Origin of the sequence: Microbulbifer sp. CAU 1566 (assembly GCF_023156515.1) — a bacterium.
GTDB lineage: Bacteria > Pseudomonadota > Gammaproteobacteria > Pseudomonadales > Cellvibrionaceae > Microbulbifer.
This window is the reverse complement of sequence record NZ_JALNMG010000001.1, coordinates 808876-829384: the sequence shown is the minus strand read 5'-3', so window position 1 is coordinate 829384 and position 20509 is coordinate 808876. Positions and strand designations below refer to the sequence as shown.

Here is a 20509-nt window from a genome sequence, read left to right as displayed (position 1 = left end):
AATATGAAAAACAGATTTTTAGCCGCTCTCGTCACCGCAGGGCTGACCGCAACGGCGGTCAGCAGCCATGCCGCCAATCCGGCCATCACCGAGGTGCTCACTGCCGATCCGGCGGCGATGGTGTACAAAGACACCGTCTACCTTTACACCGGCCACGACGAAGCCAAGGACAACAAGGGCTTCTACGAAATGCACAAGTGGCTGGTGTTCTCCTCAAAAGACATGGTGAACTGGAAAAACGAAGGTTCTCCTCTGACGGTCACTGATTTTAAATGGGCCAAGGGCGATGCCTGGGCCAGCCATGTGGTGGAAAAAGATGGAAAATTTTATTTCTATACCACGGTGCGCCACGATGAAACCAAGCCGGGCTTTGCGGTCGGGGTCGCGGTTTCCGACAGCCCAACAGGTCCCTTCAAGGATGCCCTGGGCAAGGCACTGATCAGCAATGACATGACCACCGATACCGAGATCGACTGGGACGACCTGGACCCGGCGACCTTCATCGATGATAACGGTGAGGCCTATTTATTCTGGGGTAATACCAAACCGCGCTGGGCCAAGCTCAAGGACAATATGATCCAGCTGGATGGTCCCATGCACAGCCTGGACCTGCCGAACTTTACCGAAGCACTCTATGCGCACAAACACGGTGACAACTACTACCTGACCTACGCCATGGGTTTCCCGGAAAAAATCGGCTATGCCATGAGCAAGTCCATCGAGGGGCCGTGGGAGTACAAGGGTGTCCTCAACGAACTGGCGGGTAACTCCAATACCAACCACCAGTCCATTATCGATTTCAAGGGTCGTTCCTTCTTTATTTACCATAACGGCGGTACGCCGGAAGGCGGCAGTTTCCGTCGCTCGGTGTGTATCGACGATCTGCACTACAACGAAGATGGCACGATTCAGCGTGTGGTCATGACTTCTGAAGGCGTAAAGCCGGTTCAATAACGACAAGGGAGTAATCAGCATGAACCTAAAACGCGTTTCCCGTTTTATCACAAAAAGTTTGGTTGCCGGCATTGCGCTGGCGAGTATTACCGCCTGCCAGCCCGCTGAAAAAAGCGCGGAAAAATCCCCAGCGGGGAAAGACGGAAAAAGTGCGCAGGGTGAAGCTTCCGTGCAGCCTGAACAATCGCAGCACGGCCAGATCGATGCCCCCGAAGGCATGTTCGCCAACCCGCTGTTTGCCAATGGTGCCGATCCCTGGCTGGAATACTGGGATGGCAACTACTACCTGACAACCACCACCTGGACCTCCCAGCTGGTGATGCGCAAATCGCCGACCCTGGACGGGCTCGCCACGGCGGCGCCGATTAATATCTGGTCCGATACCGATCCGGCGCGCTGCTGTAACTTCTGGGCGTTTGAATTCCATCGCCTGAATGGCCCCAATGGCTGGCGCTGGTACCTGATGTATACCTCCGGCCAGCACGGCACACTGGACCACCAACACCTGTCGGTACTGGAAAGCGTGGGCGACGACCCCATGGGGCCCTATGTATACAAGGGCTCGCCGATGCCGGATACCTGGAACATCGACGGCACCTACCTCGAGCACAAGGGTCAGCTGTACCTGCTGTGGTCTGAGTGGGTGGGGGACGAACAGCTGAACTGGATTTCCAGGATGACCAACCCCTGGTCGATCGAGGGACCGCGCGTGGTGATTACCCGTCCGGAAGCCGAGTGGGAACAGAGTGGTCGCAAGGTGAACGAGGGCGCCGAGATCCTGAAAAAGGATGGCCGCACTTTCATGATTTATTCCGCCAGCTTCTGCGATACGCCGGACTACAAACTGGCAATGAAGGAACTGACCGGTGATGACCCGATGGACCCGGCCTCCTGGACCAAGTATCCGGAGCCTGTGTTCCAGCGCGGCAATGGCGTCTTCGGCCCTGGTCACAATGGTTTCTTTAAATCGCCGGACGGAACCGAAGACTGGATTGTCTATCACGGCAACTCGAAAGAGACCGACGGCTGCAGTGCGACCCGCTCGGTGCGCGCGCAGAAATTTACCTGGAACGAAAGCGGCACCCCGAATTTCGGCGTACCGGTACCGGAAGGTGAATTCCAGAAGCTGCCCTCCGGTGAAAATGGACCCATCACCACCAAGGTGCAGGGCGCGCGCTGGAAACTGGCGAATGCGGTAAGCAATCAGTGCTTGACCGGTGCTGGCACGGACGACTGCGCATCCAGCGACAGTGAGTGGGTGCTGGATAGCACTGGCGACGGCGCTTACCGTCTGGCGAATGCCGCCAGCGGCAATTTCCTCAACCAGAGCGGAGAGCTGGCACCCTGGACCAATACCGGGTCGGAGCGCTGGACCCTGGACCAGAATGAAAACGGCTGGGTGCAATTGCTGAATCGCGATACTGGCAAGCCGCTGATGGCAAAAGACTGTAATGGCGAAGGCTGTTCTCAGTGGTTGCTGCAGCCCGCTGAAGAGGTTGCCATCGCTAGTGTACAGAGTGGCCGAGTGTTGCAGGCAACCGGTTGTGCGACAGGGGCTGACATTCGCCAGGGGGCCTGGAAAGGGGATTCCTGCCAGCGCTGGAAAATTGCGGCGGCGGATGAAGGGTTTGTAAAAATACAGGCCGGCGACCAGTGCATGACCATCGCTGACAATGCCGTGGTCCCCGGTGCGCCAGCAGTACTTGGTAGCTGTAAAGAAAGCAGCAGCCAGTGGTTGCTGCAACCGCTGGCCGACGGCAGCCTGCAAATCAAAAACCGCGAGAGCAAGCACAACCTGGACCTGGCGCACTGTGGTTTGGCGGAGGGTAATACCTTTGCCCTGGCGCCCGCAGCGGACAGCGACTGCCAGAAATTCCAGCTGCGAGCGGTGCCTGCGCGGGGTTGATACAGTCCTTGATTTAGCCCTTTGAGCAGGGCAACGATTTTTATCGGGCTTGGGTGGCTACAGAAATGTAGACCACCCCTTTTTTTGCCTGTCGAAAATGCCAACGCCAGCTTCAATAGCAAAAGCCCCCGCAAGCAAACACTTGCGGGGGCTTTTACTGAAACGTAGTTATTTCGGCGCTGATTGATAAATCGATCAGAACGCCTTGTTCCACCCGAAGCTCAGGGTGCGCCCACGACCGGCAAAATAGGTGCTGTCGTTCACGTAAGTAAGGGTCTGCGAGTAGTAGGTGATATACGACTCGTTCGCCAGGTTTTCCACACCCAGGGTGAAAGTACCGAGTTCCGGATTGGTATAGGTGGCCATCGCATCGAGCAGGCGATAGCCATTGAAATTGTGCTGCGGCAGGCCGCCATCAAATTCGCGATCCAGTAATGCGGAGTACTGCAGGCGTCCCTGTACCTGCTCCGCCAGCGGGCCGGCAATGTAAAGGTTTACCCGGTCCGGGGCGATATTGCGGCCGTCGAGATCTTTATCCAGAGTACCGTCGTTGTCACTGTCAAAGCGGCCTTCCAGTTGACTGTAGGCAATGCCGGTGCGCACCCCTGACTCGAACTGATAGCTGGCAGTCAGCTCCAGTCCGTTGATCTCGGTCTTCTGGCGAGTTATTTCACCGATGCCATTCACCACCAGAATACGCGAGCCGAAGTCGGAGTCGGACCAGAAGTAGCTGCCGGCAATTTCCAGGCCGCCGTTCTGATAGTTGGCACCGATCTCGGTGTTGTCCGCGATTACCGGCTGCAGGTCAACAAGGTCCGCTACCGTCTGGTCCGGAGTGTTAACCCCGCGCAGAATCAGCCCCGCGTCCGGCATGGTGAATCCTTCGGCAAAGGAGGCAAACAGGGTGAGGTTTTCGGTTACATCGAATACGGCACCGGCATTCCCGAGTACCTCGCTGAAGTCTGGAGAATCACCTTCCACAAAGGTGTTATTGGCACCGGCCACGGTGGTGAAACTGGGGACTTTCAGGGTGACGTTTTCCACGCGGCCACCGGCAGAAAGGCGCAGGCGGTCATCGATCAAACGCTGCTCCAGCTGCACGAAGGGCGCCCAGCCCTGATACACCATGTTCGGTACCCACAGGCGGTCGGTCTGTGCCAGCTCCTGATAGGTGTTATCGCGCAAATAGTCGAGACCGGTAACCAGTTGCAGGCCGTCCACCAGGGTGTTGTCGCGAATAAACGTCAGCTTGGCACCGGCCTTTTCCGAGGCCAGGGCAGACTGGTCAAACAGGGTGCCTATCGGCGCAATCTCCGGGTCCTGGAATGCGGCAAAGGCACCGCCGCCATAGAGTGCGTAAAAATCGTAGTAGAAAGTTTGCGCGCTCAGTTCACCGCCCAGCAGGTCGCTGTGGGTGTAGCTGAAGGTGAGGTTGAGGGCTTCGTTTTCGGTGGGGTCGCCATCACCCCGGCCTTTTTCTGACGTGGCGGGAATACCCTGGACCATGTCCCCGGCCACTACGCGGTAGTCGCCATCCCCAGCCAGGTTGAAGTAATTGGCGGAGGCTTCCAGGCGCTGTGTGCTGTCCAGGTCGTAGCCAAATTTGCTGAACAGGTTCCAGCTCTGGCTATCCATAAAGTCGCCCTGGACGGGGTCTATGGCAATGGGGTCTCCATCGGCATCGTAGTAAATATCCTGTGCGTCGTAGGCGATGCCGGTGACGAAATCACTTTGCGCGAACTTTTTACCGATGAGTCCGGAGACTTTGTAGTGGTTGTCGTTATCCAGTAGATCGTCCGTGGACATCGTGGTGTTCAGCTTGCGCAACCAGTCGCCGGACTCCGGCGCATCCACGGTCACGTAATTGATCACACCACCGGTGGCGCCCACACCCTGGATGGCGTTGGCACCGTAAATAACTTCCACGCGGTCGATAAAATCCGGGTCGACGGTGAAACCGCTGCGTTCACCGTTGCGCAGGGGCGTGGACTGCGGCACGCCGTCCGCCATATACAGGGGTGTGCGACCGCGCAGGGTCACGCCGTTGCTGGTCATCTTCTGGTGGGCAGGGGTGAGGCTCGGGACGGTGAAGCTGAGACTGTCCAGCAGACTGCTGCTCATGGCCAGCTGCTGATCCAGAGCCTCGCGATCCAGTACCTTGACGGTATTCGGGATGGCGTTGATCGGTTTGTTACTGCGGCTCGCGGTCACAGTGACCGTTTCAATGGTCTCTTCCGCCTGGGTCGAAGCGGACGCGCACAGGCTGCAGATCACTGCGGCCAAGGTAGTTTTGTGGATGGAAGTCATTCCCTGCCCCCGATTGAAAATGATGGGTGATCCCCGACGTGCTGGCCGCAGGGTCTCGAGTGGCTGCGAATGATATAGATTATCAGTTGCGTGCTCAATACGTGGCTGGGTGCAGGGGCTTATACCTGTTGTGGTAAGATTTGGCGTCACTTATCAAAATAATGAGCGTGGGGAAGCGCAGCGATGAATATCGCAAGGTTGGTTTGGGGGCTGTTGCTGATTTGTCTGTCGCTGAGTGCCTCTGCCCAATCGTTTGTAGTGGAAGAGGGACAGGGTCCCCGTAGTCTTACGGCACACCTGCGGCTACTGGTCGACCCGCCGGGGACCCTGGAATTGCAGGATCTACTGGCGGCGGATGCACAGCAGCAGCTGAAGCCCGTCGAGGGCGAGCGCGCAAACTTCGGGTTTACGGGGGCCAGCTACTGGGTCGCGGTGACCCTGACGAACCCGACCGCGTCTCCCCTGGGGTTGATTGTCCACCAGGACTACCCGCTGATCGATTTTCTGGACTTCTGGTCCCCCCAACCCGACGGCAGCTGGACGCAGATCGCAACCGGCGACCGCCGCCCCTTCCATTCCCGTCCGCTGAATCTGCGCGATTTCGTTTTCCCGATCACCCTGCCTGCCAACAGTACCCAGACCTACTACCTTCGCTACCAGACCGCGGGCTCGATGAATATCGGCCTCAGTGTCAGCAGCAACACCGCCTTTTTGCCGCAGCTGGGTAAAGAGCAGATATTGCTGGGAATCTATTACGGCGGATTCCTGGTGCTGGTGATTTACAACCTGTTTCTGTTCCTGGCGGTACGCGACCGGGCCTATGCCTATTACATGGGCTACGCCGTCAGTTACGGACTGTATTTTGGCGTACACAACGGTATTTCCTTTCAGTATCTGTGGCCGGGTAACCCCTGGCTGGCCAATCAGAGCCTGGTGATCCTGCTTGGGTTTACCCTGATCTTTGGTATCCAGTTTGTACGCACCGTCTGCTCTGGCCCGCGGTTGGCCCCGCGCACCGATACCCTGGCCCGCTGGTTGCTCTACCTGCTGATTCCGCTGACGGCGGTCTCACCATTCGTCAGCTATGGGCCGATCATTCTGAGCCTCGCTATTTTGACGCTGGTACTGTCCATGCTGTTTATGGTGATGGGGGTGATCAGCCTGCTGCGGGGCTCGGTACCCGCGCGGTATTTCCTGGTGGGCTGGACCGCACTACTGGCGAGTGTGGTCATCTACATGCTGAAAACCTTTGGGTTGGTGCCCCACAACAGCTTTACCCACAATGCCTTCCAGGTGGGCGCGTTGGTTGAAATGGTCCTGCTGTCTCTTGCTCTGGGCGCCAGGGTTGGGGAGATACAGCGGCACGGTTATACGGACCAGTTGACCGGCCTGTTCAACCGGCGCTATTTCGATGAGCAGTTGCCGCGGGAGTTTGCACTCGCGGCTCGCAGCGGCACACCTCTGGCCCTGCTGATGCTCGACCTGGATCACTTCAAAACCATCAACGACCGCCTGGGACACGGCCGGGGTGACGCGGCATTGCGCGGCGTCGGCCAACTGCTGCGGAAGCTGGTGCGTAAACCGGTGATTGCGTGCCGCTATGGGGGTGAGGAATTTGCAGTGCTGTTGCCGCGCGCCGATTTACAAGCGGCGAAAGTGGTGGCAACGCGATTACTGCGGGGAGTGGCGGAAACGGAAATAGACGGCGTGCGCCTGACGGTGAGTATCGGTGTGGCGGCATTCGAGAACAATAATTTTGACGCGGCGATCCAACTGTTTGAATCCGCAGACAAGGCGTTGTACACGGCCAAAGAAAACGGCCGCAACTGTGCGGTTTGCGGCACGGATGTGGAGCCTGGTGAGCGCTTGGTTGGATTAGTTCAGCAACAGGTCCCGTTCAATCGGGATGAAATCGCTGGCGGCGTTAATCAGTGAGCTGGCGGTGAGGGCTGCAACACCGTATACCTCGACTTTTTTGCCGCGGTCTGCGCGCAGTTTATTCACCAGCAAATCGAAATCCCCATCGCCGGACACCAGGATTACGCAATCGGCATCGCCACTGTCCTCCAGTGCATCAATGGTGATACCTACATCCCAGTCGCCCTTGGCAGAGCCATCGGATCGCTGGATATAGGGTTTCAGTTTGACCTCAAAGCCGATGGCCCTGAGGATATTCTGAAATTCCCGCTGCTTGGGGTCGCCGCGGTCAATCGCATAGGCGATCGCCCTGGTGACCTGTCTGCCTGCGGTCGCTTTTGCCCAGAAAGCGTTGTAATCGAAGTTGCGCCGGAACGCCTGCCTCGCGGTGTAATACACATTCTGGACATCGACAAAAATCGCGACTTTTTGCATCGTGCAGCTAACCATGGTGGAAACCTGTAACTTTACCCGATCCACACTCGATTCACAGACTCCCGGCTTTTACATGAAGAACCTGATTTCCGCCTTGTGGCTTTGTATTTCCATCGGCGCCAGTGCACAGCCTTTCACCGTGGCCCCCGACCTGTTTGATCGTCACCAGCCTGAAACTTTGGGGCTCGCCACGGCACCGGGTACCGAGTCTATTACGGTCTATCGCGGCGTGTCGGAAGAGAGTCAGTACAACCACGGTGCGGTGTTATTTGCAAACAAGGGCACCCTGTATCTGCAGTGGCAGAGTTCGCAGCGGGATGAAGATGCGGTGGATACCCGGGTGCTCTACGCCAGCAGCAGTGACGGCCTGCATTGGAGTGCTCCAAAAGTGCTGGCGCCGGCGCGCGAAGGCGCGGTAGTAACCAGTGGTGGCTGGTGGGCGCAGGGCGACGAACTCTATGCCTTCATCAACGTGTGGCCAAACAATCTAGCACCAAGGGGCGGTTATACCGAAGTGTTTACCCGTCAAAACGGTGAGCACTGGGGTGAAGCGGCGCGGCCAAAATTTGCTTCCGGCGAGCCCCTGGACGGCGTGATCGAACAAGATTTCCACACCTATTGCGGCAGGCTGGTGACGGCATTGCATCGCCAGCCGGGTTTGCAAGTAGCGCCGCTCTATACCGATGACCCGTCCGGCTTGAGTGGTTGGAAACTGGGGCAATTTGAAAATCTGTCGGTAAAAGACGGCGTAAGCCGGGAACTGGAGCCGAGCAATTTCATGCGCAGGGACGGCACCCTGGTAATGGTGTTTCGGGATCAGCAGAGCAGCTTTCGGGTACTGGCGGCAGCGAGTAAAGACTGCGGTGAAACCTGGTCCCGTGCGCAAGCAACCAATATGCCGGATTCCCGTGCCAAACAGAGTGCGGGTAACCTGCCGGACGGCACTGCCTATATCGTCAATAACCCCAGCGGCTCGAAAACCCGCGAACCCCTCACCGTCACCCTGAGCGATGACGGCGCGACTTTTGATCGCGCCTACTTGCTCCGCGCCGGGGGCGAGCAACTCGAAGGTCCGCGCTATGAAGGACTGTATAAACGAAAGGGCTTCAGTTATCCCAAGTCCTTCGTGTGGCGGGAACACCTGTATGTGGCCTATGGGGAAAACAAAGAAAATATCGTGGTTACCCGGGTTCCCCTGGCTAGTCTGGCAGCACATTGATTACATTTTGCACGATGAATTGTTGCGGTCTATAAGGCTAATACCGCGTGACTATCAAAGACCCTTTTTAGATTGTGGATATTAATAAGGCCGATAATAACGTCTAATTTCAAGGTGATTGCGTGACCCTATAGGATTCTCTCGTCCGATTGATGAGACTATAAGGAACGCAATCCAATGCTCAAGAAATCCCTCTCCCTGGCGGTGGCGCTGGCGACAGCCATCACCGTCAATGCCAACGCTGCGCCTTCTGGCGATCAGGTCATGTCCAACCAGGACTGGTGGCCGAACCGCATCGACCTGCAACCGCTGCGCATGAACGCGGAAAAGTCCAACCCGATGGGTGAAGACTTTGATTACGCCGAAGCTTTCAGCAAGCTGGACCTGGACGCAGTCAAGAAAGACCTCAGGGAAGTCCTCACCACTTCCCAGGATTGGTGGCCGGCGGACTACGGTCACTACGGTCCCTTCTTTATCCGTATGGCCTGGCACAGTGCCGGTACCTACCGTGTTTATGATGGCCGTGGTGGCGCCGGTGGCGGCCAGCAGCGTTTCGAGCCGCAGAACAGCTGGCCGGACAACGTGAGCCTGGATAAAGCCCGTCGCCTGGTATGGCCGGTAAAACAGAAGTACGGCAATGCCATTTCCTGGGCAGACCTGATGGTACTGGCCGGCAACGTATCCCTGGAATCCATGGGCTTCAAAACCTTCGGCTTCGCCGGTGGCCGTGAAGACGACTGGGAAGCCGATGTTGTTTACTGGGGCTCCGAGCGTGAGTGGGTTGCCAACGACAAGCGCTTCAACGGCAATGTGCTGGAAAAACCGCTGGCCGCAGACCACATGGGCCTGATCTACGTAAACCCGGAAGGCCCGAACGGCAACCCGGATCCGCTGGCTGCCGGTCACCGTATTCGTGACACCTTCGGCCGCATGGCCATGAGCGATGAAGAAACCGTTGCGCTGATCGCTGGTGGTCACACCTTCGGTAAGGCCCACGGTGCGCACAAGCCGCAAGAATGCGTCGGTGCAGCGCCGGGCGGTGCCCCGATCGAACAGCAGGGCTTCGGCTGGGAAAACAAGTGTGGCAAAGGCCACTCTGAAGACACCATCACTTCCGGCTTAGAAGGCGCCTGGTCTGCCAACCCGATTGCCTGGAGCTCCCAGTTCCTGGACAACCTGTTCGGCTTCGAGTGGGTGAAAACCAAGAGCCCGGCTGGCCACACCCAGTGGGAGCCGAAGAATGCCGAGCAGGCGAAGTTTGTTCCGGATGCGCACGTTGAAGGTAAGCGTCACGCGCCGATGATGTTCACCACCGACCTGTCCATGCGCTTTGATCCGAAGTACAAGGAAATCGCCGAGCGCTTCCACAAGAACCCGGAAGAGTTCCAGCTGGCCTTCTCCAAGGCGTGGTTCAAGCTGACTCACCGCGACCTGGGCCCGCGCGCACGCTACCTGGGCGACGAAGTACCGGCGGAAGTATTGAGCTGGCAGGATCCGATCCCTGAAGTGGACTTCAAACTGATCAGTGATCGCGATGTGAAAAACCTGAAAGCCGAGGTTCTGGACAGCGGTCTGAGCGTATCTGAACTGGTGCGCACTGCCTGGGCTTCAGCGTCTTCTTACCGCGGTACCGATATGCGCGGTGGTGCCAACGGTGCTCGCATCCGTCTGGCTCCGCAGAAAGACTGGGCTGTGAACAATCCGCAGGAGCTGGACAAGGTTCTGGGCCAGCTGGAGAAAATCCAGCAGGAATTCAACAGCAGCGCGTGGGGTAACAAGAAAGTGTCCATGGCGGACATGATCGTTCTCGGCGGTGCCGCGGCAATCGAGCAGGCAGCCAAGAAAGCCGGTTACGACGTTACCGTTCCGTTCAAGCCGGGTCGTAATGATGCTACCCAGGAAATGACCGATGTTCAGTCTTTCGGTTACCTGGAGCGCAAGGCCGACGGCTTCCGTAACTACTACTCCGAAGACGCGCACATGATGCCGGTGGATATGCTGATCGACAGCGCCAATCTGCTGGACCTGAGCGTTCCGGAAATGACGGTACTGGTAGGCGGCATGCGTACCCTGGGTGCGAACCACGACGGCTCCACCCACGGTGTATTCACCGACAAGCCGGGCACCCTGAGCAACGACTTCTTCGTAAACCTGCTGGATATGGATACCAAGTGGTCCAAGTCCTTCAAGGAAGATGGTCTGTATGAAGGTAAAGATCGCGAGACTGGCGAAGTGAAGTGGACTGCCACCCCGGTAGACCTGATCTTCGGCTCCAACTCCGAACTGCGCGCACTGTCTGAGCTGTACGCCAGCAACGACAGCGACGAGAAGTTCGTAAACGACTTCGTCAATGCCTGGACCAAGGTGATGACCCTGGATCGTTTTGACCTGAAGTAATCCAATCTGTCACAGGATGGGTTTGCCTGCAAAGGCAAAGGCCGTACCTTCCGGAACGGCCAAATTAAAAAATGGGCAGCCTCAGGCTGCCCATTTTTTTGTGCGAGAAAACCTGTCGAATACTTTCCATTAGTCCAGGTGTTTGTTGATCGCCGCGATTAACTGCGGAAAAGCGATCGGCTTGGTGAGGTAGTCGTTCATGCCTGCATCCAGCGCCGCATTGCGCTGGTCACTAAAGGCCGCGGCCGAAAGGCCGATGATCGGTGTATCACAAAATGCCGGGTTCTGGCGAATTTTTTGCGTGGCTTCGATGCCGCTGAGCCCGGGCATCTGAATATCCATAAAAATCAGATCCGGGTGCATGGCCTGGACTTGTTCGATTCCCTGGCGGCCATCGGCGACAAAGGTGGCGTCCACCTTCAGATCATCACAGAACGCCTGCATCAGTGTCTGGTTCAGCGCGTTGTCTTCAAAAATCAGAATCCGGATACCGTCGAGTGAGCGGGTTTTTTCCTGCTCACCACTTGCTATTGGTGTGGGGCTGCCGTGGCGCAAGGGCAACAATACCTGGAAGCGGGTGCCGACATTATTTTCACTTTCCAGGGAAATACTGCCGCCGAGGAGTTCCACCAGGCTGCGGGTAATTGGCAGCCCCAATCCGGTACCGCGGGCTTGCCCACGGAGGGATTTGTCCACCTGCTCAAACGGCTCGAAAATAATCGCCTGTTGCTCCGGCGGAATACCGATACCGCGATCCATCACCTCGATCGCAAGCTGTGTGTCGTTCCGGTTTTTCAGCGTGAGTGTAATGGCGCTGTCGGCCGGCGAGAATTTGATGGCGTTGGCGATCAAGTTGATGAGTATCTGCGACAGCTTGCCGCGGTCACTGCGAATATACGCGGGCAGGGTGGGGTCGATATCACAGTGAATACGCAGGTTCTGGCGAATGGCCTGGGGTTCGCAGGAAACCAGGATGCAGTCGATCAAGCGCTGTAGCGGGAAGTCCTCCTCCACCGCTTCCATCTTGCCCGCCTCGATCCGGGATATATCCAGCACATCGTTCACCAGCTCCGCCAGGCGCTGGCCGCTGATGGAAATTTTTTCGAGGAACTCACGAAAATCCTGCGGCAACTCGAAACCGGCACTGCGGCTATGCAGCACCTGGCTGAAACCGACAATCGCATTCAGTGGCGTGCGGATCTCGTGACTCATATTGGTCAGGAACTGGGTTTTGGAACGACTGTAAAACTCCGCTTTTTCTTTGGCCTGTACCAGCTGCCGTTCCAGCGTCTTGCGCTCGGTAATATCCAGAATGACGCCGATCAATCCGCCAAGGCGGCCATCTTCCAGCTCGTAAGCAGCCTTGTTGAATATGACATCGTGCAGGCTGCCGTCGGCGTAGGCCACTTGAGATTCGTAAACCTGCTGGCCGCGCTGGTGCATCAACTCCAGGTCTTTCTCGTGATATACCTTGGCCTGGGGGCCGGGGGATACGCCATACACCGAGTGACCGACAATCGCCTGCCGCGACTTGCCGAGGAAAGCCTCAAACGCGCGGTTGCAGCCGGTGTAAATGCCATCGGCGTCTTTATAGAAGATGGGGGCGGGGATGGCGTCGATCAGAATCTGGAGGAAATGCAGTTGGTCGGACAGGGTCTTTTCGGTTTGCTCGTGCTTTTTCAGTTCCTGTTGGTACTCGGCATTGAGCTTTTCCTGGTGGGCCAACAATCTGGCCTGACGTAGGTTAAGGCGCTGCTGCAGGCGATATAACAGGAAACCGGAGAAGCCGACCAGCGCAGTTGCCAGTAGTACCCGCAGCACCGAGCCGGCGAATTGGGTTCCCGGTGGCAGTTGGCTAATAATCAGCCATTCGCTGGCACCCATTAACAGCAGTACTGCGAGCAGGGTTGGCAATATGTGATGAATGAGCGGCAACCGCGCCCCAGTCGAGTGTTCCATGGCAAGGTCTTATTCGATCCGTACCCCTTCACACTACTCAAAGCCCGGGAGGGCGGCAATATTTCTATGGAGCGAAAACCTTTGACCGAGAACAAGTCGCCCATGAAAAAGGGCAGCTTGCGCTGCCCTTTTTTTGGTTTGGTTCGGTTTGGCCCGGTTTTATCCGGTTTGAACCTTTTCTTTAACTAGTGTGTAGAAATTGGCGTCATCACTCTTGGTTCAGTAGCTCCGCCTCATATAGTGCCTGAATGTCGGCAGCGGGAATGGCATCTGCATAGACTTTCAGCTCGTCCATCATGCCGGGGTAGGGGGTATCCCAGTAGTTCACGCCCAGGGCAAAGTGGCGTTCCGCCGCAGGGCCGAAAATATCCGGGAAGTTGCTGCCGCCGAAGGCCTGCTCGCCGTTGATGTACACACTGACTTCACCGCCATTCACACTGACCGCCAATTGGCTCCAGGCATCCTGTGGAATCTGGATACCGGTATTGGCGTCGTACCAGGCGGTGCCGGACCACAACATGGTGTCGCTGCCGTGGCCGTTGGGCAGCAGGCTGATCCAGCTTTCTGTGGTGGCCCAGCCGAAGAAGCTGGTGGTGTAGGCGGTGAGTGCCGAGGGGCTCAGCCACAAGCTGAAGCTGTAGTTGTGATCCTCGATCAACCCGTCCGGCAATACCACGCCGGACGCGCCGTCGAATACCGCGGCCTGGCCGGTAACACCGTCGGCATAGGTGATGCTGCCACCGGCCGCATCGATCAGATTGCCGACCACGCTACCCGCACCGAAATTACCGGTGGTGTCATCCAGGGTCTGTTCGAAACCGTAGTGGGCTACAGGTTCGGGCAAGCCGCTGGATTTCACCGTGACGGCGAAGGTTTTCACTTCCTGGGCACCGTTCAGGGTCAGCGTCGCGGTGAGGGTGACTTCGGCATCGCTGCCTTCCGGGCGGGTGACCATACCGGCGCTGCCCGATACCTCGATCGCCGCCGGGTTGGAGGAACTCCAGTGGATGGCGGCGGCGTAGGGGCCGGTTACCGGCAGCTGCAGATTGTCCGCAACCGCGGACAGGTCGCCCAGATCGAGAATCGCGGTAGCGGAAGCCAGCAATTCGGCGTCGGACTTTTTGTCGATATCCAGGAAGCGAACCTCCTCGGCGGTGAGGGCGGCCTCGTACACTTTCAGCTCATCGATCAGGCCATTGAACGGCAGGTCCCAGTAGTTGACGCCGAGCGCGAAGGTTCCGGTGTTGCCGGAGAAAAAGTCGCTGAGGTTACCCGCAGAGAATTTCTGCTCGCCGTTCAGGTAGACGCTGACCAGGCCCTGGTTGACGGAAAACGCCATGTGGGTCCAGGCGCCTTCCGGAATCCGCTCGCCTGCGGAGCCATCGAACCAGGCCTCGCTACCACTCCACAACATGGTGTTTTCATCCCAGCTCTGGGGCAGGAAACTGATCCAGTTGTTGGAATAGGGCAGGCCGTTGTCAGCGGTCTGCTCGTTGACGGCACCAAAGAAGGCGGTGGTGAATCCGGTGATTGCCGTCGGGTTGGCCCAGAAGGACACCGTGTACTCGTAGTTGTTGATCAACCCTTCCGGCAACAGTACGCCGTTGCTGCCGTCGAGCTGCAACGCTGAGCCTTCCAGGCCTTCGGTGTACGCGATGGTGCCGGTATTGAAAATGCGGTCGCCGGTGGCGGTACCCGGAGCGAAGCGGCTTTCGGATTCCGCCAGGCTGTTTTCAAACGGGAACCAGGCAGTGCGGTTGTACGGCTGGCGCTGGGGAATGGTGATGTCGAAGGACTTACTGCTGGTGGCTCCATTGAGGTCGATGTCCGCGGTGACGGTGATCGTCTGGTCGCCTTCACCCGCATTGGGGCGCGTTACGCTGCCATCGGCCTGCATGACATTTTCGTCGCTGCTGCTCCAGGTGATTGTGGCCGCGCGGGTGCCGCGGGTGGGTAGTGTCAGGCTGTTATCCGTCGAACTTGTCGGCAGTGCCAGCGCATCACTGATGTTGGTGAGTACATCGGCGTCCGCCAGGTTATCCATCTTGGTGCCCCAGATGGATTCGCCGCTGGCGGATACCGCTGTAAACACCGGCACCAGCTTGCTAGAAGCCTCGTTCCACTGCCACTGGGTGACCCCCGCGTAGGCAACACTTTCACCGTCGATATCCAGGGTAAAGCTGATCTGCGTCGGGTTATCCACATCGTGGGCATAGGTACCACTGACTTCGCCACTCACTGTGCCATCGTCATTCAGGGAAACATACAGGGTGGGTTTGGCAGTGCGGTTGATGTCCTTGCCGTGGTTGATGAATTTGTAGGTGCCGTTCAGGTCGTTGCTGTCGACGATGTTGTCCCCATCGATGGGGGCGTAGCGCTGGGGTGAAGCCACCAGCCAGCCGTCGGCATTCACGAACATCTCGTGCACGCGCACCGAGTGCTGTTCACCGCGGTTGGGGAAACGGGTATGGGTAATCAGCAGGTGCTTGCCGGTGGCTTCGTCGTAGTAGGCAGAGTTGTGGCCCGGAGCCAAATAGCCGCGCGCGCCGACGGTGTCGCCCACATCCGAGGCGAATTCAAAGCCGCCCATCATCTTCACCCCGTAAGGCGCGATGCTGTCCCAATTGCCGCGGGCATTGACCATGTCATTGCCTTCCGCGTCCAGGAAGGGACCGTCCGGGTTTTTCGAGCGGGCGATGCGAATGTTGTAGCCATCGGTGGAGACAAAGCCGCCGAACGACATGAAGAGGTAGTAGTAGTCACTCTCCGGGCTGTACAGCATGTAAGTGCCTTCAATGGCACTATGGTCGCCGCCGGTAAGGTGTTTGCCGAAGCCCTGGCCGGGGAGCGGCTTGCCGGTGGTTTCATCCATTTCCAGGATAAAGATGCCGCCGGAGTAGGAGCCGTACGTCATCCACAGCTTGCCATCCTTGTCGTAGAAGACATCCGGGTCGATGGCGTTGGGGTGGATCCAGGGGTTGTACTCGGTGCCGGTGAAGCCGTCGGGACCGTAGCCCGCCGCCAGTTCTTCCGGGGTCATGCCGGAGCGCATGAAGATGCCCAGATCGGTATAGGGGCCTTCGATGCCGTCTGCCACCGCGACGCCGAGATAGGAGCGCGGCGCGTTGCAGTCGCCGGCTTCGCTTTCCGGGTTGGCGCAGTGGTTGTAGTAGAAGTAGTAGTGACCGTCGTTCAGCTTGATCACATCTGCGGCCCAGGAACCCTGGTGGCCGCCGACCCATTCCAGCCCCTCGGAAACTTCACTGGCGTAGGTGTTGAACAGGTGGTTCTGGTCGTTGACGCCTTCGGCGACAAAATCCCAGGTCATCAGGTCGGTGGACTTGGCAGCAGCCAGGTGGGAGCCGAATACATAAAAGGTGCCGTCGTCGTCGCGGATCACCGATGGGTCGTGCACACCCATATCGTTGTAGGCGATGGTGCTGCCATCTGCGGTGGGGTCAGTGGCGTCCGGAACCTTTGGCCGCTCGGGCTGGGGTTCCGGTTCTGGCTGAGGTTTGACAATGGGGTCGTCATCGCCGCCGCCGGAACCCGAATCAAAACAGCCGGTGGTCGACAGAATGCTGGACAGCACTAGGGCCAGGTAACTGACCCGGTGGTTGGTCTTCATGGGTGAATCCCTCTTGTATTTATTATCTGGAGCTTTCTCTCCGCTATTACCCCCTCCGATCGCACCCAGTACCGCAGTGCGCACAGAGAATGCCAGTGCCGACAGTGGGGCTGCCGACATCTCCAGCGCAGGGTAGCCGTGAATCTTGCCAATAGAGTTATCGTATTACAATAATATTTTGGCTTTTGTGGCCCGGAACTGCGGAGAAAGAGCCGTTGATATGGGCCGCAGAGTCCCGGAGCAGCCGGTATAGGTGATAAATCGTTGATTTTTCGTGCAGAAAATGAAGAATTACGTGCCGGTCTTTACCGTTGGAGACCGCGCTGGCGGTTACTGCGGGTCATTGTTCCCGGCTATGGCCCTGATAGCGCGGGTTTGGTGCCGCCTGGAGCGTATTGTTTCTGTCCAAAATCTTCATTTTGTATAACAAAAATGGCGAAAAGCTCGTTGACGGACCCGAAATAAGTGGCTAGCATGCCCAAAAGTAATACAAATAAGGTGTAAATCCGGCCTTCCCGGGGCGCTACTTGCAAAAGTGTTTGCCACCAGGGGGGAGGGACACCAGATAAAAGAGAGTGCGAGCCGGCCCTGCCGAGACAAGCACCGAATAATAAGAGAGTCGAAGACCAGCGATGTGCGAGAGACGACTTCCCGGCCAATCCTGTACGGCCTGCATCATCAGTCGTTTATTGCCCACCCAATTAGCCAGTGTGGCTCTCATCTGCCCGAAACCGAATGGGGTTTGTGTTCCCTGAGCACAAGCGACCCCTTGACGCCTGTAATTCGCGAGTGGAACCCCGGCCGCCCAGAGGCCGGATACGTTGCGCAAGCCGGTTACAGACAGAAACCCGCGCGGAGGTCTGGCGCGGAAATACCGGGAGTGGTGAATACCCTCCCCGGAATTCGGCAACACAATAAAAACACCCAAGATGGGAGAGATAATATGTTCAAGCGACACCTACTGAGTTCGTCCATTGCCATGGCGACGGCGTTTGGCGGCATGAGTAGTGCAGTGTTGGCTCAGGACTCCAAATACGATGCGGAGATTGATGAGTCGGCAGCGCTGGAAGAAGTGGTAGTCACCGGTGTGCGGGCAAGTTTGTCCAAAGCGATTGATATCAAGCGCGACAAGTTTCAGATCGTGGATTCCATCGTTGCGGAAGACATCGGTAAATTCCCCGATAACAACGTCGTGGAAGCCCTGCAGCGGGTAACCGGTGTGCAGGTCACCGACCGCGGCGCCGGTGAAGTGTCTACGGTAGCCATCCGCGGCTTGAATGATGTGACCACCACCGTGAACGGTCGCCAGATTTTTACCGCCTCTGGCCGCTCGGTTGCACTGGCCGACGTACCGGCCAGCTTGCTGCGTGGCGTGGAAGTGTATAAAACCCGCGATGCCTCGCAGATTTCCAGTGGTATCGCCGGACAGATCGATATCCGTACCAACCGTCCGTTTGATTTTGACGGCAGCAAAGTCGTACTGGCTGGCCGCAATATTTATCAGGAACAATCGGAGAGCAACGACCCCAACTTCAGTGGCATGTTTGCCAATTCCTGGGAAGGCGACTTCGGCAAGTTCGGTGCGCTGGTCAACCTCTCCTACGCAGAGACCAATTACCGCGACCAGAGTATTACCCCGGGAGCGGCGGTGCCATTTGTCACCGGTGACGCACCGGAAGGCTGGGTTCCTTACGAGCGCATCCAGGTCAACGATGGCCGTGTCGCTGAGGCGCCGGTGTGGGAGCCGGGCCTGGAAAGCGGCCTGCCGTACTCTGCAGGTTCCACGCTGACCATGAACGGCGAAGAGGTGGGCTATGTACTGGGTCGCGATGCCGTATTTGCCTCGGATTTTACCGGCAAGCGCGAACGCCCGGCGGCGAACATCTCCCTGCAATGGGCTCCCAACGAATCCTCCGAATACCTGTTTGAAGCCTTCTATAACGGCTACCGCAATGAATCCTTCAACTCCCTGAACTTCACCTTTGTTGACTGGTGGGGCGACAACACGCACCTGCCAATGGGTGGGGAAGTGGAATTGTTTGACGGTACCAACGTGGTCAAGAGCCGCGATGTGGCTGCGCCCTACGGATTCACCAGCGGCGATATCGCTGCGGGCAAGACCGACAGCTTTGTGTATGCCCTGGGTGGTAACTGGGATATCAGTGACAGCTTCCGCCTATCTTCCGAGCTGATCTATCAGGACAGCACCTTTGAAGAAAGCTTTGTGGCCATGCGTTTCGATCGCGTTGCCTACGGTCTGGGTGTGGACTTCAACACCGGCAATGGTGAGCCCGCGCTGGAGTTCTACGACAACCCGGAGACGCCGGATGTCGATGAAAGTGACCTGACCGATGCCGCCCAGTGGAATGTCGCCCAGCTGTATGACAATGGCGGCAGTCGCGAAGGTGATGCAGTGACCTTCAAGCTCGATGGCGAGCTGGATGTGAACTGGGGTGCGATCAACCAGGTCAGCTTCGGCCTGCGTCACGAAGGTCGCTTTGCTTCTGAGTCCACCCGCGGCCAGGAAGGTTTCCTCGGACGCAATGCCGCAGAGTTCAATGAGAACCTGGTAAGCATCAACAACAACTTCTACGATGGTCGAGCGGATATTCCGCTGTCATGGGCGGCGCCCAATGGCCACTACATCCACGACAACATCGATGAGTTCCGCACGCTGTACGGGCTGTCTGCCGAACCGCTGCTGACGACCTTCGAACTGGATGAAGACACCACCTCGGTTTACGCCCAGGCGAGCTACGAAACCGAAGTCGCTGGCCGTATCCTCGATGGTCAATTTGGTGTTCGCTACGTGAATACTTCTCGCGACATGGAATTCTTCGATGTCGGTATCCTGGATGAGAATGGCAATCCGGTGGGCACTTCCGGTTCCGGTAGCAACTCCAAGCTGCTGCCGAGTCTGATGGTCCGCTACGCGATTACCGAAGATCTGTTCGCACGTCTGGCCTATACCACTACGCTGCAGCGTCCCGGCTTCACCCAGTTGAACCCGTGGATTTACTACGCGCCCAGCGTGACTAATACCAACGGTACCGCCAGTGCGGGTAACCCGGATCTGGAGCCGGTTGAATCCCAGAATATCGACCTGTCTCTGGAGTGGTATTTCGGAGAAGCCAGTGCGCTCTACGGCACCTTGTTCCGCCGCGATATCGAAGGCTTCTTCTACGATGCCAAGAGCTACATTACTCATCAGGCAGAAACCGAAACCGAGCCCTCTACTTATGTGCTGACAACACCGGGCAACACCTCCAACGGTGTTCTGCAGGGGCTGGAGCTGGGCGCGACCTATTTCCCGGAGAACCTGCCGGGCATACTTGACGGCTTCGGTATTCAGGCGAGCTATACCATGCTGGACTCCGAGCAGGAAGTGCCGGTATACGACGATTTGAGTGGTGCTTTGGTGGGCATGGAAGAAACCCCGATTTTCGGTGTTTCCGACTCCTCCTACAGCGTGGTGTTTGCCTACGACAAGAACGACCTGGATATGCGTCTTTCCTACGTATGGCGTGACGACTTCCTGGCTAACTACGAAGCGCGTATTTTCGCCAACCCCCTGGGTGTCTATCGCCAGGCGGAAGTCAGCATGGACTTCCAGGCGAGCTACGACGTGAGCGACAACCTGGTCGTCACCTTCGATGCCACCAACCTGACCGATGAAGAGTATCGTAGCTACTACGAAAACGCCGATGTGTATAACCTGGGCAATGCGATCTTCAGCCGTACCTTTGCGCTGGGCGCCCGCTACTCATTCTGATCTCCGCGGAAACTT

At 57.5% G+C, this 20509-nt stretch carries 10 protein-coding genes; 6 read left to right on the top strand and 4 right to left on the bottom strand.

Features of this window, described 5'->3' with window-relative positions:
* The first annotated feature begins 3 nt into the window (after positions 1-3).
* Positions 4-954 carry a glycoside hydrolase family 43 protein gene (locus tag M0G74_RS03405; RefSeq protein WP_248214561.1) on the top strand — a complete coding sequence of 317 codons (951 nt, stop codon included), beginning with the start codon at positions 4-6 and terminating at the stop codon, positions 952-954.
* 19 nt (positions 955-973) lie between these two features.
* On the top strand, positions 974-2860 hold the full coding sequence (locus M0G74_RS03400) for a family 43 glycosylhydrolase (RefSeq protein WP_248214557.1): 1887 nt from the start codon (positions 974-976) through the stop codon (positions 2858-2860).
* Between the two features lie 195 nt (positions 2861-3055).
* Here the strand turns inward: M0G74_RS03400 and M0G74_RS03395 are convergent, their stop codons facing one another.
* On the bottom strand, positions 3056-5167 hold the full coding sequence (locus M0G74_RS03395; protein ID WP_248214554.1) for a TonB-dependent receptor: 2112 nt from the start codon (positions 5165-5167) through the stop codon (positions 3056-3058).
* Between the two features lie 183 nt (positions 5168-5350).
* On the opposite strand from M0G74_RS03395, the gene M0G74_RS03390 reads away from it, so the two are divergent.
* Positions 5351-7102 carry a diguanylate cyclase gene (locus M0G74_RS03390; RefSeq protein ID WP_248214545.1) on the top strand — a complete coding sequence of 584 codons (1752 nt, stop codon included), beginning with the start codon at positions 5351-5353 and terminating at the stop codon, positions 7100-7102.
* On the opposite strand, the gene M0G74_RS03385 is transcribed toward M0G74_RS03390, so the two are convergent.
* Positions 7043-7534 (bottom strand): NYN domain-containing protein, encoded by a 492-nt coding sequence (locus M0G74_RS03385; RefSeq protein ID WP_248214542.1) that lies wholly within the window; start codon positions 7532-7534, stop codon positions 7043-7045. The genes M0G74_RS03390 and M0G74_RS03385 overlap by 60 nt on opposite strands.
* Positions 7535-7592: 58 nt before the next feature.
* Here M0G74_RS03385 and M0G74_RS03380 point away from each other — a divergent pair, with 58 nt between their 5' ends.
* Positions 7593-8738 carry a sialidase family protein gene (locus M0G74_RS03380; RefSeq protein WP_248214540.1) on the top strand — a complete coding sequence of 382 codons (1146 nt, stop codon included), beginning with the start codon at positions 7593-7595 and terminating at the stop codon, positions 8736-8738.
* A 177-nt stretch (positions 8739-8915) separates the two neighbouring features.
* Positions 8916-11135 (top strand): catalase/peroxidase HPI, encoded by a 2220-nt coding sequence (katG, locus tag M0G74_RS03375; protein ID WP_248214537.1) that lies wholly within the window; start codon positions 8916-8918, stop codon positions 11133-11135.
* Positions 11136-11264: 129 nt separating this feature from the next.
* Here katG and M0G74_RS03370 read toward each other — a convergent pair whose 3' ends face one another.
* Positions 11265-13094, bottom strand: a complete 1830-nt coding sequence (locus tag M0G74_RS03370) for an ATP-binding protein (protein WP_248214523.1) — start codon at positions 13092-13094, stop codon at positions 11265-11267.
* Between the two features lie 208 nt (positions 13095-13302).
* Entirely contained in the window at positions 13303-16722 is a 3420-nt protein-coding gene (locus M0G74_RS03365) for a LamG-like jellyroll fold domain-containing protein (RefSeq protein WP_248214519.1), read from the bottom strand.
* Between the two features lie 943 nt (positions 16723-17665).
* Here M0G74_RS03365 and M0G74_RS03360 point away from each other — a divergent pair.
* The gene (locus M0G74_RS03360; protein WP_248214516.1) at positions 17666-20494 is read left to right on the top strand and encodes a TonB-dependent receptor; all 2829 of its coding nucleotides are present in this window, start codon (positions 17666-17668) and stop codon (positions 20492-20494) included.
* Positions 20495-20509 lie beyond the last annotated feature (15 nt).

What these genes read in the sequence shown, in the direction of transcription:
- M0G74_RS03405 (WP_248214561.1), top strand. Translation starts at nt 4, where the DNA reads ATGAAAAACAGATTTTTAGCCGCTCTCGTCACCGCAGGGCTGACCGCA.
- M0G74_RS03400 (WP_248214557.1), top strand. Translation starts at nt 974, where the DNA reads ATGAACCTAAAACGCGTTTCCCGTTTTATCACAAAAAGTTTGGTTGCC.
- M0G74_RS03395 (WP_248214554.1), bottom strand. Translation starts at nt 5,167, where the DNA reads ATGACTTCCATCCACAAAACTACCTTGGCCGCAGTGATCTGCAGCCTG.
- M0G74_RS03390 (WP_248214545.1), top strand. Translation starts at nt 5,351, where the DNA reads ATGAATATCGCAAGGTTGGTTTGGGGGCTGTTGCTGATTTGTCTGTCG.
- M0G74_RS03385 (WP_248214542.1), bottom strand. Translation starts at nt 7,534, where the DNA reads ATGGTTAGCTGCACGATGCAAAAAGTCGCGATTTTTGTCGATGTCCAG.
- M0G74_RS03380 (WP_248214540.1), top strand. Translation starts at nt 7,593, where the DNA reads ATGAAGAACCTGATTTCCGCCTTGTGGCTTTGTATTTCCATCGGCGCC.
- katG (WP_248214537.1), top strand. Translation starts at nt 8,916, where the DNA reads ATGCTCAAGAAATCCCTCTCCCTGGCGGTGGCGCTGGCGACAGCCATC.
- M0G74_RS03370 (WP_248214523.1), bottom strand. Translation starts at nt 13,094, where the DNA reads ATGGAACACTCGACTGGGGCGCGGTTGCCGCTCATTCATCACATATTG.
- M0G74_RS03365 (WP_248214519.1), bottom strand. Translation starts at nt 16,722, where the DNA reads ATGAAGACCAACCACCGGGTCAGTTACCTGGCCCTAGTGCTGTCCAGC.
- M0G74_RS03360 (WP_248214516.1), top strand. Translation starts at nt 17,666, where the DNA reads ATGTTCAAGCGACACCTACTGAGTTCGTCCATTGCCATGGCGACGGCG.